At 62.5% G+C, this 15,823-nt stretch carries 14 protein-coding genes; 7 read left to right on the top strand and 7 right to left on the bottom strand.

Going from position 1 to position 15,823, the window contains the following annotated elements:
* Positions 1-56 precede the first annotated feature (56 nt).
* The 4 genes from AC2TC0_RS11255 to AC2TC0_RS11270 all read left to right on the top strand — a co-directional run bounded on the left by AC2TC0_RS11255 (position 57) and on the right by AC2TC0_RS11270 (position 6,206).
* Positions 57-1,328 carry a metal-dependent hydrolase family protein gene (locus tag AC2TC0_RS11255; RefSeq protein WP_484717621.1) on the top strand — a complete coding sequence of 424 codons (1,272 nt, stop codon included), beginning with the start codon at positions 57-59 and terminating at the stop codon, positions 1,326-1,328.
* Between the two features lie 129 nt (positions 1,329-1,457).
* Positions 1,458-3,266 carry a DUF885 domain-containing protein gene (locus tag AC2TC0_RS11260; protein ID WP_484717622.1) on the top strand — a complete coding sequence of 603 codons (1,809 nt, stop codon included), beginning with the start codon at positions 1,458-1,460 and terminating at the stop codon, positions 3,264-3,266.
* Between the two features lie 122 nt (positions 3,267-3,388).
* Positions 3,389-5,023 carry a ComEC/Rec2 family competence protein gene (locus AC2TC0_RS11265; protein ID WP_484717623.1) on the top strand — a complete coding sequence of 545 codons (1,635 nt, stop codon included), beginning with the start codon at positions 3,389-3,391 and terminating at the stop codon, positions 5,021-5,023.
* Between the two features lie 133 nt (positions 5,024-5,156).
* Positions 5,157-6,206 carry a fatty acid desaturase gene (locus tag AC2TC0_RS11270; RefSeq protein ID WP_484717624.1) on the top strand — a complete coding sequence of 350 codons (1,050 nt, stop codon included), beginning with the start codon at positions 5,157-5,159 and terminating at the stop codon, positions 6,204-6,206.
* On the opposite strand, the gene AC2TC0_RS11275 is transcribed toward AC2TC0_RS11270, so the two are convergent.
* The gene (locus AC2TC0_RS11275) at positions 6,184-7,164 is read right to left on the bottom strand and encodes a magnesium and cobalt transport protein CorA (protein ID WP_484717625.1); all 981 of its coding nucleotides are present in this window, start codon (positions 7,162-7,164) and stop codon (positions 6,184-6,186) included. The two genes, AC2TC0_RS11270 and AC2TC0_RS11275, sit on opposite strands and share 23 nt — an antisense overlap.
* Positions 7,161-8,744: a lysine--tRNA ligase gene (locus AC2TC0_RS11280; protein WP_484717626.1), complete on the bottom strand. Its 1,584-nt coding sequence runs from the start codon at positions 8,742-8,744 to the stop codon at positions 7,161-7,163. The genes AC2TC0_RS11275 and AC2TC0_RS11280 overlap by 4 nt, the downstream gene beginning before the upstream one ends.
* A gap of 117 nt (positions 8,745-8,861) precedes the next feature.
* On the opposite strand from AC2TC0_RS11280, the gene AC2TC0_RS11285 reads away from it, so the two are divergent.
* The 3 genes from AC2TC0_RS11285 to AC2TC0_RS11295 are packed head-to-tail and all read left to right on the top strand — an operon-like array spanning position 8,862 to position 12,578.
* Complete coding sequence (locus tag AC2TC0_RS11285) at positions 8,862-9,224, top strand: PilZ domain-containing protein (protein WP_484717627.1); 363 nt, start codon at positions 8,862-8,864, stop codon at positions 9,222-9,224.
* A 41-nt stretch (positions 9,225-9,265) separates the two neighbouring features.
* A complete protein-coding gene (locus AC2TC0_RS11290; protein WP_484717628.1) occupies positions 9,266-11,986 on the top strand; it encodes an ATP-dependent DNA helicase in 2,721 nt (906 codons plus the stop codon).
* Positions 11,987-12,032: 46 nt separating this feature from the next.
* Complete coding sequence (locus tag AC2TC0_RS11295) at positions 12,033-12,578, top strand: SixA phosphatase family protein (protein WP_484717629.1); 546 nt, start codon at positions 12,033-12,035, stop codon at positions 12,576-12,578.
* Here the strand turns inward: AC2TC0_RS11295 and AC2TC0_RS11300 are convergent.
* The 5 genes from AC2TC0_RS11300 to rpmF all read right to left on the bottom strand — a co-directional run bounded on the left by AC2TC0_RS11300 (position 12,575) and on the right by rpmF (position 15,576).
* On the bottom strand, positions 12,575-12,892 hold the full coding sequence (locus AC2TC0_RS11300) for a MerR family transcriptional regulator (RefSeq protein ID WP_484717630.1): 318 nt from the start codon (positions 12,890-12,892) through the stop codon (positions 12,575-12,577). The two genes, AC2TC0_RS11295 and AC2TC0_RS11300, sit on opposite strands and share 4 nt — an antisense overlap.
* Positions 12,893-12,956: 64 nt before the next feature.
* Positions 12,957-13,247, bottom strand: a complete 291-nt coding sequence (locus tag AC2TC0_RS11305; RefSeq protein WP_484717631.1) for an integration host factor subunit alpha — start codon at positions 13,245-13,247, stop codon at positions 12,957-12,959.
* 132 nt (positions 13,248-13,379) lie between these two features.
* A complete protein-coding gene (locus AC2TC0_RS11310) occupies positions 13,380-14,342 on the bottom strand; it encodes a beta-ketoacyl-ACP synthase III (RefSeq protein ID WP_484717632.1) in 963 nt (320 codons plus the stop codon).
* A complete protein-coding gene (plsX, locus tag AC2TC0_RS11315; RefSeq protein WP_484717633.1) occupies positions 14,339-15,370 on the bottom strand; it encodes a phosphate acyltransferase PlsX in 1,032 nt (343 codons plus the stop codon). Before plsX ends, AC2TC0_RS11310 begins: the two co-directional genes overlap by 4 nt.
* A 26-nt stretch (positions 15,371-15,396) precedes the next feature.
* On the bottom strand, positions 15,397-15,576 hold the full coding sequence (gene rpmF / locus AC2TC0_RS11320) for a 50S ribosomal protein L32 (protein ID WP_484717634.1): 180 nt from the start codon (positions 15,574-15,576) through the stop codon (positions 15,397-15,399).
* Positions 15,577-15,823 lie beyond the last annotated feature (247 nt).

Genomic DNA, 15,823 nt, shown 5'->3' on the forward strand with positions numbered 1-15,823 from the left:
CGCTTGCCCTTGCCCGCAACTCGCGCCACCATGCCGCGGCATCAAGGGAGGAATTTATGCGGGCAATCATACTGGCAGCAGCTTCGGCGCTGGCACTGACAGGGGGCACGGCGACCGCGCAAACCAGCATCATCTATGCCGGACGCCTCATCACAGACCCGGCCTCCGGCACCGGCGGCCCCGCAACCATCACCGTCACCGACGGGCGCATCACTGCTATTGCACAGGGCCGCACGCCTGCACCCGAAGGCGCAATCATCCATGACCTGTCAACCAAAACGGTGCTTCCCGGCCTGATCGATCTGCACGTCCATCTGACCGGCGACCCCGGCGGCGATTATCGCAACGAAGCGGTTGAGCCGGAAGAATGGGGCGTCGTGGTCGGTACCAAAAATGCCCGCATCACGGTCAAGGCAGGCTTCACCACCGTGCGCGAGGCGGGGTCAGCGCAATATACCGCTTTCTCGCTGCGGCGCGGCACGACCGAAGGCATAATCGTCGGCCCGCGCATTGTCGCTGCCGGTCCTGCGCTGTCCATCGTCGGCGGCCACGGCGACGTCACCGGATTTACCGAGCATGTTCATGACGCGCTCGACTATGGCTATACCTGCACGGGTGCGGTCGAATGCGCCGAGAAGGTGCGCAAAGCCAGCCGCGCGGGGGCCGATGTTATCAAAATTACCGCGACCGGCGGGGTGCTGTCACAGCAAGGGCGCGGACTGGAGGGGCATTTCACCAATGCCGAACTCACCGCCATTGCCGATACTGCCCATTCGTTGGGCCTGAAAGTCATGGCGCATGCGCACGGCGCGCGCGGGATTGAGGCGGCCGCAGCGGCAGGCATCGACACCATCGACCATGGTACTTTCGCTGACGACGCCGCACTCAAGGTGATGAAGGCGAAAGGCACCTATATGGTCCCCACGCTGATGGCGCTGGAGGGCGTGCGCGAACGGCTGGGCAAGGGCATTTACACACCGACGGTTGAGATCAAGGGCCGTCAAGCGGTCGAAGCGGCGGGGCGTCAGGTCACCCGCTCAAAGCAGCTTGGCGTTCCCGTCGCCTTTGGCACCGATGCCGGCGTATTCGAACATGGCCGCAACGCAGGTGAGTTTGCCTTGCTCGTCAAATTCGGCCTGACCCCGCAAGAAGCCGTGGCCAGCGCCACCACCGTGGCCGCCAAGGCGCTCGGTATGGAAAATGAAATTGGCAAGATTTCTGTGGGTTATAGCGCAGACTTGATCGCCGTCGACGGTGACCCGCTTATCGACGTGCGCACGCTGGAAAGCGTCCAATGGGTCATGGCGCGCGGGCGGGTTGTCGAATAGCCCAACCGGCCATCGACCAAAGCCGACTATGTTTCGACCAGCGACAGCAATGCCGCTTGCGTGCGGTGCCATAGCCGCGCAAGACACCGCCATCATCGGCGCGCCGCGCCAGATTACAGGGAATCATCCATGACCATCCGCACTCTCTTTGCCGCTGCGCTGCTTGGCACCACCGCTATCGCCCTTCCCGCCGTCGCCCAGACCGCCCCCGCAGCCACCGCTGCGCAGTCCGAACGCGACAAGATGTTCGCCCTGTTCGCCGCTGACGATGAGGCCAATCTTAAGCGCAACCCGATCAGCGCGCTGTTCCGCGGCGATATGCGTTACGCCGACAAAATCGGCGATTTCGGCACCGACGCCTATAATGACGCCGAACGTGCAGCGGCGCAGAAAAACCTCGCCGACCTGGCCAAAATCGACCGGGCGAAGCTCAACCCTACCGACCAAATCGTCTATGACGTTTTCGCCTGGAACCAGCGCGAGGCGCTCAAGGGCCTGACCCCCGAAATCCTTGCACTCACCGATGTACGGCCGATCAATCACTTCTTCGGCATCCACACCTTTTATCCCGGCTTTGCCAGCGCGCAGGGCGCAGCTCCGTTCAAAACGGTGCTGGATTATGACAACAACGTCAAACGCCACGCCAATTTCGTTGAAATCATTGACCGCTCTATCGCCCGTTTCAAACAGGGGCAGGCCTCGGGCGTGGTCGAAACCAAGCTGACCATCAACAATGTTATCGCGCAGCTCGATACCCAGCTGGCGTTGCCGCTGGAGGAATCGCCCTATTGGGGACCGGTCACGGCAATCCCAGCCGATTTCAGCGAGGCCGACAAGGCACGAGTCACCGCCGATTTGCGCAAATCGCTGACCGAAGGCGTGTTCCCCGCACTCACCCGCCTGCGCGATTATCTCAAGACCAGTTATCTCGCCGACGCGCGCGAGGGCGTGGGCCTGATGCATATGAAGGGTGGCCCCGCGCTCTATCAGCAGCTGGTCGAAGGTTCGACCACGCTGAAGATGACGCCTGACGAGATTCACAATATCGGCCTTAGCGAAGTTGCGCGCATTCGCCGCGAAATGGAGAAGGTGCAGGCCGAGGTTGGCTTCAAGGGCTCATTGCTCGAATTTTTCGACCATCTGCGCACCGATCCCAAGCTCAAACCCGCCAGCCGCGAGGCATTGACGCAGGGCTATTATGACATCGGCAAAAAGGTCGATGCGGTCATCGGCACCTATTTCAGCGTGCTGCCCAAAGCCCCGCTCGAAATCCGCCCGTATGAGGAATATCGCGAGAAATACGAAGCAGGCGGCAGCTATCAGTCGGGCACCCCCGATGGCTCGCGCCCCGGCATCTTTTATTTCAACGCCTATGACCTGCCCAGCCGCACCACGCCGGGTATGGTGACGCTCTACCTGCACGAAGGCGCGCCGGGGCACCATTTCCAGATCAGCCTGGCGCAGGAAAATGAAGCGCTGCCCGCCTTCATGCGCTTTGGCGGCAATACCGCCTATGTCGAGGGGTGGGCGCTCTATTCCGAAACGCTGGGATATGAGATGGGCTTCTACAAGGACCCCTATGCGCGCATGGGCACCCTAAGCGACGAAATGCTGCGCGCGATGCGGCTGGTGGTCGATACCGGCCTGCACAGCAAAGGCTGGGGCCGCGATCAGGCGATCGAATATATGCTGGCGAACAGCGACATGGGCCGCACCGATGCCACCGCCGAGGTCGAACGCTATATCGCCATCCCCAGCCAGGCGCTGGCGTACAAGATCGGCGCGCTGACTATCCAGCGGCTGCGCAAAAAGGCCGAGGCCGAAATGGGCGCCAAATTTGACATCCGCGCCTTCCACGAACAGGTGCTGGGCACCGGCGCGCTGCCGCTGGCCGTGCTCGAGGACAAGATCAACCGCTGGATTGCGGCAGGAAAATAGCCATTTTGGTGATGACTGGCGCTGCAACGGCGGCGGCGGTCATCACCATGTCACGCTAGGGGCAAAGCTTCCCGACGCGGGGGAAATGTGTCAGCATTTCCCCGCAGCCGGAGGGGAAAGCCATGTCCAATATCCGCTATATCAAGGTGCGCGAAGCGTTCCTGCGAAGCGCCGCCGACCCCAAATCCGCGGCCGAAAACCATCTGCTGCTGGGCGATTGGCTGGAACTGACCGGTCCTGCCGACGCAAATGGCTGGACCCCGGTGAGGGCACGCGGCGATGCCGGCTTTCTGCATCAGGATGATTATGGCACGGTTCGCCCGCTCGAGGTGAATTTCGTCGACATCGGGCAGGGCGATGGCTGTCATATCGTCCTGCCCGACGACCGCGTCCTGCTGATCGATGCCGGGATCGGCACGAACATGGCGCGCTTCCTGAGCTGGCGCTATAATCTGCGCGGTCGCCGGGTGAAGGGTGTTGACGGCGTTGACCCCGCCGATGCCAGTGCGCGCGACCCCTTCACCATCGACACAGTGGTTATGTCGCATCCCGACGAGGATCATTATGGCGGGCTAACCCCGATTTTTGCCAATCCGAAACTGCGCTTCAACCGCGTCTTCCACAACGGCATTGTCGAACGCCCGATTACCGCCGCCAACCAGATTGCGGGCCTGAACTATGCCAGCGGTGAGGATATTGGCGGCTATGTCACCGTCGGCAGCGAAAAATTTCTCTGGGAAATGGTGCAAAGCGACGCTGAAATGAAGGCGTTGTCAGCGGTGCATTCGACAACGACCAAAAGGTTGCTGACAGCTTTCCGCACCGTCATCGCCAATAGCCCAAATGTGCAAATCGCATCGCTGTCGGTGCGCGATGGCACCATGCCCGGCTACACCGGGCCTGCCGCACCGGTTTTCACCTTGTTGGGCCCTGTTGGTCAGGATGTCACTTTTGGCGGCCAAACGCGCTATTGCCTCAAGAAGCTGGGCAATGAAGGCGTGACCAAGAACGGCCATTCGGTTGTCTTCCGCATGACCTTTGGCAAATTGTCGATACTGCTCGGGGGCGACCTCAACACCGAGGCCGAGGATCATCTGGCCTCGGCGCATGGCGCGCTGACCGGCAGCCTATCAAAGCTGTGGCAGGATACAGTGAAGCTGCGCCGCAAGGGACCCACGCGGAGCGCCGCCGAGACCAACAAGTTACAGCAACTGACCGCAGATCTCGACGCGGCGGTCACCGCCGGACGTGCAACCTTTCGAGTCGACATCGCCAAGGCATGTCACCACGGCAGCCACCACTTTACTGAACCCTTCCTGCAAATGATTGACGCCAGTGCGACGATCATTTCCAGCGGCGATGCCGAGCCGCACAGCCACCCGCGACCCGATGCGCTGGGTGCCTTTGGCAAATATGGCCGCGGTATCCGCCCGCTCATCTTTTCGACTGAATTGGCGCGCAGTACGCGCGAATCCAGTCCGTTATCGCGCTATGTCACCATCATTGAAGGCTTCCGCAGCCGTATCGCCGCCGCGACGTCTGACGCCGAGCGCGCTGCCATAGCCAAGGAAATGGAGGAGTATCGCGACCGCCACGTCGCCGTATACGGCATGATAACCGTCCGCACCGACGGCGATTTGGTCATCATCGCGCAAAAGCTGGAGGAGCCGCGTGGTTCAACCAAATGGGATATTCACGAACTGGTGTGGAACGCCGCGCTGAACGAATATGAATATGCGCCCAAGGGCGGGCATTAGACGGCATAAAGCTAATCTTTCGTCATCCCGGGGTTGACCCGGGATAACGCACCGCTGTGGCTCGTTATCCCGGGTCGAGCCCGGGATGACGATAATATTGCATGGGCGGGAAAATGCCGCTCTAATCCCTGTCATGCCCGCCGTCCGCCTTTTGCGCAGTGATACCCTCTTCACGCCCCAGCAGTGGCGCAGGGTAACGCGCGTGTCGCCGTCGCGCGGGCTATGGCTGGTGTTGCACGCGTGGGCGGTGGTCGCGCTTGCTGCCTTCGGGGCCGCCTGGGCGTGGCAATGGCACTGGCTGGCAGGGATGGCCGCTACGCCGCTCGCCTTGGTGCTGCTTGGTGGGCGGCAGCTTGGCCTGTCCATCCTGATGCACGACGCCGCGCACGGGTTGCTCCACCCCAACCGGCGCGCGAATAATTTCCTTGGACAGTGGCTGACGGGCGCGGCGACGGGGTCGGACCTCGCCGCCTATCGCACCTATCATTTGCGCCATCATAAATATACGCAGCAGCCCGAAGATCCCGATCTGCCGCTTTCGGCCCCCTTCCCGACCACCGTTGCCAGCTTGCGCCGCAAAATGCTGCGAGACCTGACAGGGCGGACGTTCTGGAAACAAAGATCAAGTCAATTCATGCTCGCTTTCATGGGCTTGAAGGCCATGCTTCGCGGAAAATCTGATATCGATCAGCGCGACATCCGCGCCGGCACGCCCTTCAACAGAGACGACGGGGAAAAGTCGGCAATCACTGGCAGCAACGGCGGCGCAGCGATTGTGACCAAGGCTGTCGCGCGCTTCCTGACCGTGCAGATGATCCTCCTCGCCCTCTCGCTGGCGCTATGGGGCTGGACGCCTTTCCTGCTGTGGCTCGTGGCGCTGGCAACAACCTTTCAGCTGTTTCTGCGGCTGCGCAACATTGCCGAACATGCCTGCACCAGCGTCGGCAGCGACGATCCCTTCACTCACGCCCGCACGACGCAAGCCAATATGCTCGAGCGCGCCACGGTCGCGCCCTATTGGGTCAATTATCACGCCGAACATCATCTGTTCATGGGCGTGCCCTGCTACCGGCTGGCCGAGGTGCACCGGCTGCTTGGGCAGCGCGGGCATCATCCCCAGATGACGATTGCGGCCAGCTACGCCGCTGTGCTGCGCACCGCTACAGCCAGCCAGCCCGCTTGAAGCGGACATAGAGGCCGATGCAGATGCTCGCCATCACCCCAACCACCAGGAAATAGCCATATTTCCATTCCAGTTCGGGCATATGCACGAAGTTCATCCCGTAAATCCCGGCAATCGCCGTCGGCACCGCCAATATGGCTGCCCACGCCGCCAATTGCCGCGTGATCGCGCCTTGCCTTTGCTGTTCGAGCAGCCCGCTGGTTTCAATCACTGACGTCAGCGTATCGCGCAGCCCGGCGACACGGTAATTCACCCGTCGCACGTGATCGAGCAGGTCGCGAAAATAGGGAATGGCATCGCTATCGATTTGTGGCAGCTCGATATTGATGACGCGAGCCACCATATCCTCCATCGGACCCAATATCCGCGTCACCCGGAACAGGTCGCGGCGCAGACTGAACAGCCGTGCTGTGCCGGTCCGGTCGAGGAAGTTTTCCAGTGCATGGTCTTCCATCGCCAGCACCTGTTCCTCCACCATATCGATGACTTCGAAATAGCCATCGACAATGAAATCGAGGATAGCGTGGACGACATAGTCAGGACCTTGTTTCAACAGCCGCGGCGTTGCCTCCATCTGTTGGCGCACCGGCATATGGTGCCGCTCGGACCCATGGCGAACGGTGACGATGAACCGCAAACCGGCAAAAATCGCCGTGTTGCCATATGCGATTCGGGCCTGATCTGGTGGCCCTTCCAGATGCATCGTGCGGGCCACGATGAACAGATGGTCGCCATAATTTTCGATCTTCGGCAGGTGGCGCGGGTCAAGCGCGTCCTCGACCGCCAGTTCGTGGAGACCAAAATGCGCCTGAATCGCCATGAGTTCGCGGTCGCTGGGTTCGTGCAACCCAATCCACAAAAAATCATCCGGATTCTCTAAATGAGGGATGACGCCGCACGGATCAAACTCGGTCAGCAGCCGACCGTCGCGATAGATGCGGGCCGCGATAACGGTCAAGTTAGCGCTTCCGCAATCAGCTTGCGTGTATTGGCAACGCCATAAAGCGCGATAAAGCTGCCCATGCGCGGCCCTGCGCTCGACCCGAGCAGCGTTTCATACAGCGCCTTGAACCAGTCGCGCAGCTGTTCAAACCCGCCTGCCTTGCCTACCTCATAAACGATGGTCTGGATATCTTCGGCCGCCGCATCATCGGCCAGCTTCGCCAGTTCGGCATCAAGCGCGGCCAGCGCCGCCGCCTCGGCTGTGTCGGGCTTGCGGCGCGCCAGCGTCGTCGCCACCACATCGCGGTTATAGGCAATGGCGTGGCCAATCAGCGCATCGAGCTCCGCGTCTTGTCCGGGCTGCGCGTCGGGCACATAATTGCGCAAATAGGCCCACACCTGCTCGTTCGTCGCCGATACACCCAACACCCCAACCAGATTGAGCAGCAGGCCGAAGCTAACCGGCGGCGCGGCCCTAGGGACCTCGCCATTGTGAATATGGTGCGCCGGATTGCCCAGCTGCTTGTCCAGAGGCTGGTCATGCCAGGCTGCGCGGAACTTGTAATAGTCATCGACCGCACCCGGAATGATGCCCAGATGCAGCTGCTTGGCGCTCTTGGGCTCGCGATAGGCATAGAGCGCCACGCTCTCACGCGGGGCATAGGTCAGCCACTCCTCAAGCGCGATGCCGTTGCCCTTCGACTTGGAAATCTTCTCGCCCTTTTCGTCGAGGAACATTTCGTAGATCAGCCCGTCAGGCTTGCGCCCGCCAAGCACCTCGGCGACCTTGCCACCAAGCATAGCGCTGTCGATCAGATCCTTGCCGTGCATCTCATAGTCAACGCCAAGCGCTGCCCAGCGCATACCCCAATCGGGCTTCCACTGCAGCTTCGCCTTCCCGCCCAGAATTGACCGGGTGACACTTTCGCCGTCGTCTTCGAACCGGACTAGACCTGCGTCAGCATCCACCACTTCGACGGGAACCTGCAATACCACTCCGCTCTTTTCGCTGATCGGCAATACCGGCGAATAGGTGGCTGCGCGTTCCTTGCGTAAGGTGGGCAGAACGATAGCCATTATGGCATCATAGTTTCGCAGGACATTGCGCAGATGATCGTCGAAGGCCCCGCTGTGATACATTTGGGTCGATGAGACGAACTCATAATCAAAGCCAAAACGATCGAGGAAATCGCGCAGCATCGCGTTGTTATGATGGGCAAAACTTTCAAACTTGCCGAACGGGTCGGGAACGCGCGTCAGCGGATGGCCCAGATATTCGGCGAGCATCGCGCCGTTCGGCACATTGTCGGGCACCTTGCGCAGCCCGTCCATATCGTCGCTGAACGCCACCAGCCGTGTTGGCGCACCGCCGGTCAAAGCCTCATAAGCGCGGCGGACCATCGTCGTGCGCAGCACCTCGTTAAACGTTCCGATGTGCGGCAGGCCCGATGGGCCATAGCCGGTTTCAAACAGGACTGCTTCGCCGCCGGGCTTGCCCTGCGGATAGCGCTTTGCAATCTTGCGCGCTTCCTCGAACGGCCAGGCTTTGGACTTTTGCGCCTCTTCGCGCAGCAATGCGGGATCAATATCGCTCATCCGCAGCGCCTTAACCGCATATCTGCCCAATATGTAGCCGAAAATCGGCGCACGCTGCGGTAAGTCCCGACGATTATGGTTACTGGACCTTAACCATAGAAGGTCAATCTAGCCCTCATGGATACGCAACTTGCACCAATTCAGCGCTTTCATGCGCGCACCGCCGTGACCATCGATGTCACCATCGTTGGCGTGCTGGAAAGCTTTGAGGCCACCATAGCTGACCTGTCAGAGGGCGGCGCGATGGTGGTGGGGGGTAGTCTGCCCGCCCGCTCGCGCTGTGAAATCCACTATGGCGGCGAGATTGTCTATGCCACGGTTATGTGGGCCGAGCCTGATCGCATGGGGCTGCGCTTTCCCTTCCACCTTTCCGGAGGCCCGCTCTACCATCGGCTGATGATGGCCCGCGGCCATCATCAGCGGCGCTTCCTCCCCGTCGCGATGCGCGGCCCGGGAGGATTTGGTCGGCGGGGGCTCTGACCCGCCTTGCGGCCCGCCATTTGCCGCCCTAGCACGGCTATGTGGCCGTTCCGCTTCCTCTCCCCGCCTTGCACGCAAGCCACGCCGGCATTTGGCTGACCGATGCTGCCGGGCATGCGCGCCAAGTAGATCGCGGAGCCGCGATTGCAGCAGCGGCCGCGTCCCCGCACCTGTTGATCAACGCGCCCTTGACCGGCGAACGGCTGGGCTATGGCGAATTGTCGGGGCTCGATCTGCTTGAGCTGTTTGCGTTTGTCCATCCGGCGCGCTTTGCCGTGCCGACGGCTGACGGACTGTCCGCGGCGCTTGGCCTCGCCGCCCCTGGCGACGAGGCCGCTATCGCGGCGCATCTCCAACAACTCGCCTCCGCGCTGCTCGCAGCCGCGGCTGCCCCCGGCTGGCCCGAACGCGATGGCGCCTGGCACGGGGCGGCGGCGCTGTCGCGCCAGCGCTGGGGCTGGGCCCCCTTCCTGCTCGACCGGCTGGAAACCCCCGGCGACAAGGATCGCTGGCTATTTTCGCGCCTGCCAGAATGGCAGGACGCCCCACCTCGCCCTGCCGCCAAAACCATCACGCCCGATCCCAGCGATGTCGCTGCAACGCTCGCGCGCCTTACTGGCAGTACAGCTGAAGACCGTCCTTCACAGCGCGAATATGCCCTGACGACGGCGCAAATCTTCGCGCCACGCGCCAAGCGCGGCCAGCCGAACATCGTCATCGCAGAAGCGGGCACCGGCATTGGCAAGACTTTGGGCTATCTCGCGCCTGCCGCCAGCTGGATCGCCGCTTCGGGTGGGGGCGTCTATGTGTCGACCTTCACCAAGGCGTTGCAACGCCAATTGGCGCGCGAGACCGAACGACTCTATCCCGACCGTTCCCATCACCGTGCCAAGGTGGTCGTGCGCAAGGGGCGGGAAAATTATCTCTGTCTACTCAATCTGGAGGATGCGCTGCAGGGTGGGTTCAGCGGCCGTGCCGCCATTTTGGCCCAGCTGGTCGCGCGCTGGGCCGCCTATAGCCGCGATGGCGATATGGTCGGCGGCGATCTGCCCGGCTGGCTGCCTGCGCTGTTCCGCCGCAATGGCACCACCGCGCTGACCGACCGGCGCGGCGAGTGCGTCTATGCCGCCTGCCCGCATTATCGCAAATGCTTCATCGAACGCTCAATTCGCGCGGCAGGTGATGCCGATATCGTCATCGCCAACCACGCGCTGACAATGGTGCAAACGGCGCGCCCGCGCGATGCCGCCGGACCGCCGCAGCGGATTATCTTTGACGAAGGCCATCATCTTTACGAGGCCGCCGATGCTATCTTCGCGGTCGCGCTGACTGGAGGCGAAGCCATCGAGCTGCGCCGCTGGATTATTGGCCCGGAGGGCCGCGCACGCGGGCGGCGGCGCGGGCTGGCGGCACGGCTTGCCGATGTGGCCAGTTACGACGGCGAGGTCGAGGCCGCTGTCCAATCCGCCAATGATGCTGCGCTGGCATTGCCCGGCGACGGCTGGCTCAAACGATTGGTCGACAATCAACCGCCCACTCCGGTTGAAACGCTGCTTGCCACGGTACGTGCAGTGGTGCTCGCCCGGGCGTCCAGCGACGCGCAGTTTGAGGCAGGATATGGCCTTGAAACCGAGCTTGCAGAGCCCGACGGGCGGCTGGTAGCAGCCGCGGCTCAGGCCGCCGACGCACTCATCGAGTTGCAGCGTCCGCTGTTGGCACTCGCGCAGCGTCTCGACGCGGTCATCGAAGAAGCGCCCGACTGGCTCGACGCACAGGCGCGCAGCCGGATCGACGGCGCGCGGCTGTCACTGGGCACGCGCTGCGAGCTGATTGCGGCCTGGCTGGCTCTGCTGGCGCGCGTTGGCGGCCCGAGTGATCCCGATTTCGTCGATTGGCTCGCACTCGACCGCGTAGATGGGCGCGAGCTGGATTGCGGGCTACACCGTCACTGGCTCGACCCGATGCAGCCCTTTGCCCGCATGATTTACGAACCCGCGCACGGGGTGCTTGTGACCAGCGCCACGTTGCGCGCCGGTGGCAGCTGGGCCGACGCGCGTGTACGCACAGGCACGCGACACGTCGATGCGCCGGTAATTGAAGAAAGCTTCCCCAGCCCGTTCGATTTCCGTCGTCAGGCTGAAGTGCTGATCGTCACCGACATCGCGCGCGGCGATTTGGCCGCGCTCGCCGGCGCATACGCACGGCTGATCGAGGCGGCAGGTGGCGGCACGCTCGGGCTGTTCAGCGCGATCCGGCGGCTGCGCATTGTTCATGCGCGCATCGCTGACCGGCTAGCGCGCGCAGGGCTGCCGCTGTTTGCGCAGCATGTCGACCCGCTCGACACCGGCACTTTGGTCGATATCTTCCGCAGCGACCCGGCTGCATCGCTGCTCGGCACCGATGCTTTGCGCGACGGTGTCGACGTTCCCGGCGACTCGTTGCGGCTGGTCGTGATGGAGAGCATCCCCTGGCCACGCCCCACCGTGTTGCACAGCGCGCGTAAGCTAGCAGGCGGTGGGACCCAGTGGGACGATATGGTCGTGCGCGCCCGCCTCGCCCAGGCCTTTGGCCGTCTGATCCGCCGCGCCGATGATCGCGGCCAATTTGTCATCTTGTCGTCGGCCGTGCCTTCGCGTTTCCTCTCGGCGTTTCCGGCTGACACGCCCATATTGCGCCTGCCGCTCGATCAGGCGGTTGCCCGTGTCCGCGCCGTTCAGGCCAATTTTCCCGCGCAAGCGACAAGCGCCTTTCCAGCGTCATGACTTTGCGGCACAAGCATTTTGAAGGGCAGCCGCGAGGGGAAGTCTGTTGAAGAGCCTGTCGATTCTGCGCCACGCCAAATCGGGCTGGGATGCCCCGGTTGACCGTGACTTTGACCGCCCGATCAATGCACGGGGGCGGCGCGGTGCGGCCCTGATGGGCGAAATGTGGAGGGGTAAGGGCTGGCCGCTCGACTGGATTATCGCCTCGCCCGCCGTACGCGTTACCGAAACGCTGGACCATTTTCAGCCCGCTGCTGGGCTTGCCGATCTCGAACCGCACTGGGAACGCCGCGTCTATCTCGCCTCCGCTGCCACATTGTTCGATGTGCTGCGCGAAACCGGCGCGCGGGGGGACCATCTGATGCTGGTGGGCCACAATCCGGGGCTGGAGGATCTGGCGATGATGCTGGTGCCCTATGACGCGGACGATCCGGCACGTATGGCCATCGAAGAAAAGCTGCCCACCGCCGCGCTGGTACGCATCCTGTTTGACATCGGCGACTGGAGCCGCCTTGCGGAAAACAGCGGTACGCTCGATGCCTTCATCCGCCCGCGCGATCTCGACCCGACATTGGGACCGGGGATAGACTAACTTTCCAGCGCGCGTTCAAGCCGCTGCCGTAAAGCCACCAATGTTGACACCATAATGGCGGGGCGCGGCGAAGCGGCAGGCGGCGATACCTGACCCCCCTCGCCCGCCAGCGCCTTGCGCGCGCCATCGACCGTAAAGCCTTCGCTGTTCAGCAAATGGTGGATGCGTTCCACCAGCGCGACATCTTCGGCGCGGTAATAGCGCCGCTTGCCCGACCGCTGCAGGGGGCGCAGTTGTGGGAAGCGCGTTTCCCAATAGCGCAGGATGTGCGTCGGCACGCCAACGCGCGCCGCCACCTCCCCAATCGACAGCATCGCTCCGGCCGCCTTACCGCCTGTTCCTGATGCTGTGTCCGTCATTCGGCTCAACAGCGGCGGGTCAGCCCGCCACCGCTCCGCGCATCGACTGGCTGGCACGGAAGGTCAGCACGCGGCGCGGCGAAATTGGCACCTCGACCCCGGTCTTGGGATTGCGGCCAATGCGCTCGCCCTTATCGCGCAGGACAAAGGTGCCAAAACTGCTGATCTTCACATTCTGGCCATCGGCCAGTGCGTCGGCCATATGGTCCAGGATCGATTCCACCAGCCGCGCCGATTCATTACGCGACAGTCCGATATTGCGGTTAATCGATGCGGCGATGTCCGCGCGCGTCAAGGTGCTTTCAGCCAAAGTCTTTCTCCCCCAAAGCCGACGCCAATAATCCGCCGCGCCCCAGTTCGCGGCGAGTCTGCAACCAGAATGTAACAGCTATTGATTGCGCCGCATAATCAAAACGAAAGGATGGCGTCATCCCACCGTGTCTCACATTCGGACGAGCGCAGCTCCCCAGGTGAAACCGCCGCCCATGGCTTCCAGCGCTACCAGATCGCCCGGCTTGATTCGTCCGTCGCGCACTGCAACGTCCAGCGCCAGCGGCACCGATGCGGCCGAAGTATTGGCGTGGCGATCCACCGTGACCACCACGCGCCCGGGCGCGAGGTTCAGTTTGCGCGCGGTCGCATCAATGATCCGCAAATTGGCCTGATGGGGCACCACCCAGTCGATAGCATCCGGGGCAAGCCCGGCTTCATCCAACACCTCGCCCAGCACGGCGGCCAAATTGGTCACGGCGTGGCGGAATACTTCGCGCCCGTGCATCCGTACATGGCCGACGGTGCCGGTGGTGGACGGTCCGCCGTCGACATAGAGCATGTCGCCATATTTGCCTTGCGCATGCAGCTTGCTGGCCAACACGCCGCGATTGCCCGCGGCTTCGACCGACAGCACGACCGCTCCGGCGCCATCACCGAACAATACGCAGGTCGTGCGGTCGTCCCAATCAAGGATGCGGCTGAAAGTTTCGGCACCGATCACCAAGGCATGTTTGGCCTGCCCCGCGCGCAGCATCGTGTCAGCGACGGTCAGCGCATAGAGAAAACCCGAGCACACTGCGCCCACGTCAAAGGCCACGCAATCGTTAATGCCCAGCAGCGCTTGCACCTTGGTTGCAGTGGCGGGAAATGTGTTGTCGGGCGTGGCGGTCGCCAGCACAATCATGCCAATGTCGTCAGGCTCCAGCCCAGCAGCGGCCAGTGCCGCGCGCGCCGCGTCGGCGCCCAGCGTCGCCGTCGTCTCATCGGGTTCGGCAATATGGCGCTGGCGGATCCCGGTACGCTCGACAATCCATTCGTCGCTGGTATCAACCCGCGCGGCAAGTTCGGCATTGGTTACGATGGTCCGCGGCAGCGCTGACCCGGTTCCGGCAATCACGCTTCTGATGGTCACGCGGTTTGCGCCCGGAAATTGCCCAGATCCTCTGTTACCTGCCGCGTAATGTCTTTTTCCACCAGCTCGGCGCAGACATGCACGGCGTTGGCAACCCCAGCCGCATTGGCACTGCCATGGCTTTTCAGCACGACGCCGTTCAGGCCCAAGAACACCGCGCCATTATGATTATTGGGGTCAAGATGGTGCTTGAGCAGCTCGGTCGCAGGGCGCGAGATCAGGAAGCCAATCTTGGATCGCAACGAACTGGTAAAGGCACGCCGCAACAGGTCGGTCACGAAGCGCGCAGTCCCCTCGATGGATTTGAGCGCGATGTTGCCTGCAAACCCATCGTGCACAATCACATCGACCTCGCCGCGCGACAATTTGTCGCCTTCGATAAAGCCCTGAAAGCGCATCGGCAGCCCTTGCGCTGCACGCAGCATCGCGGCGGCATCGCGGATTTCGTCGGTGCCCTTCAGCTCTTCCGTCCCAATGTTAAGCAGCGCCACGCGCGGCTCGGACATGCCCATCACCGTGCGCGCATAGGCCGACCCCATGATCGCAAACTGCACCAAATTATTGGCATCACATTCGGTATTGGCGCCCAGATCGAGCATCACCACATCATTGTCACCCAGCGACGGCAGCAACGCGGCGAGTGCGGGACGGTCAATCCCCGGCATGGTGCGTAGCGCCAGCTTGGCCATTGCCATCAGCGCCCCGGTGTTGCCCGCCGAAACCGCGCCGCCGGCATCGCCCCGCTTTACCGCGTCGATGGCGAGCCCCATGGAGCTGCCGCGCGCCTTGCGCAGCGCCTGGCTCGGCTTGTCTTCGCCGGTGACGATCCCGTCCGTGTGCAGAATTTCGGATGCGGCGCGCAAATTGGGATGGCTGTCGAGCGCAACCTTGATCTGCGCCTCGTTACCGACCAGGAGGAATTTCAGGCCGTCGTGCCGGTGCCGCGCTGCGGCCGCACCCGCAATCATTACGGGCACGCCACCATCACCGCCCATCGCATCGATGGCGATTCGCGGTGTCAGCCCCATAAAATTTTTCCGGTCAGATGGAAGCGTCAGGCGCCGATGGCGACGACTTCGCGGCCGTTATAATAGCCGCACTTGTAGCACATATTGTGCGGACGCTTCAACTCGCCGCAGTTCGAACATTCCTGAAAGGCTTCAACCTTCAGCGAATCGTGGCTGCGGCGCATGCCGCGCTTCGACGGAGAGGTTTTTCGCTTGGGGACGGCCATGACTTTTCCTGCTTCAATCTGTTTATCAACAACAGCATCCCCGCAGCGCCACTACGCTAGCTGTCCAGCGACGCATCAACCGCCCGCCGTTCCCGCTTCGGGAGCCGGAGGGAGCCTCAACGCCAGAAGGTGTCGGGATGCCGGACGGGCGGCGCTATAGCGATTCCGGTCTGAAAGGCAAGCCTTGATTGGAACTGACGCACTGCTTGCCAGCAGCGCAGCGAATACTATTCTGGTGGCAAGAAAC

This window comes from Sphingopyxis sp. sgz302558 (assembly GCF_057220455.1).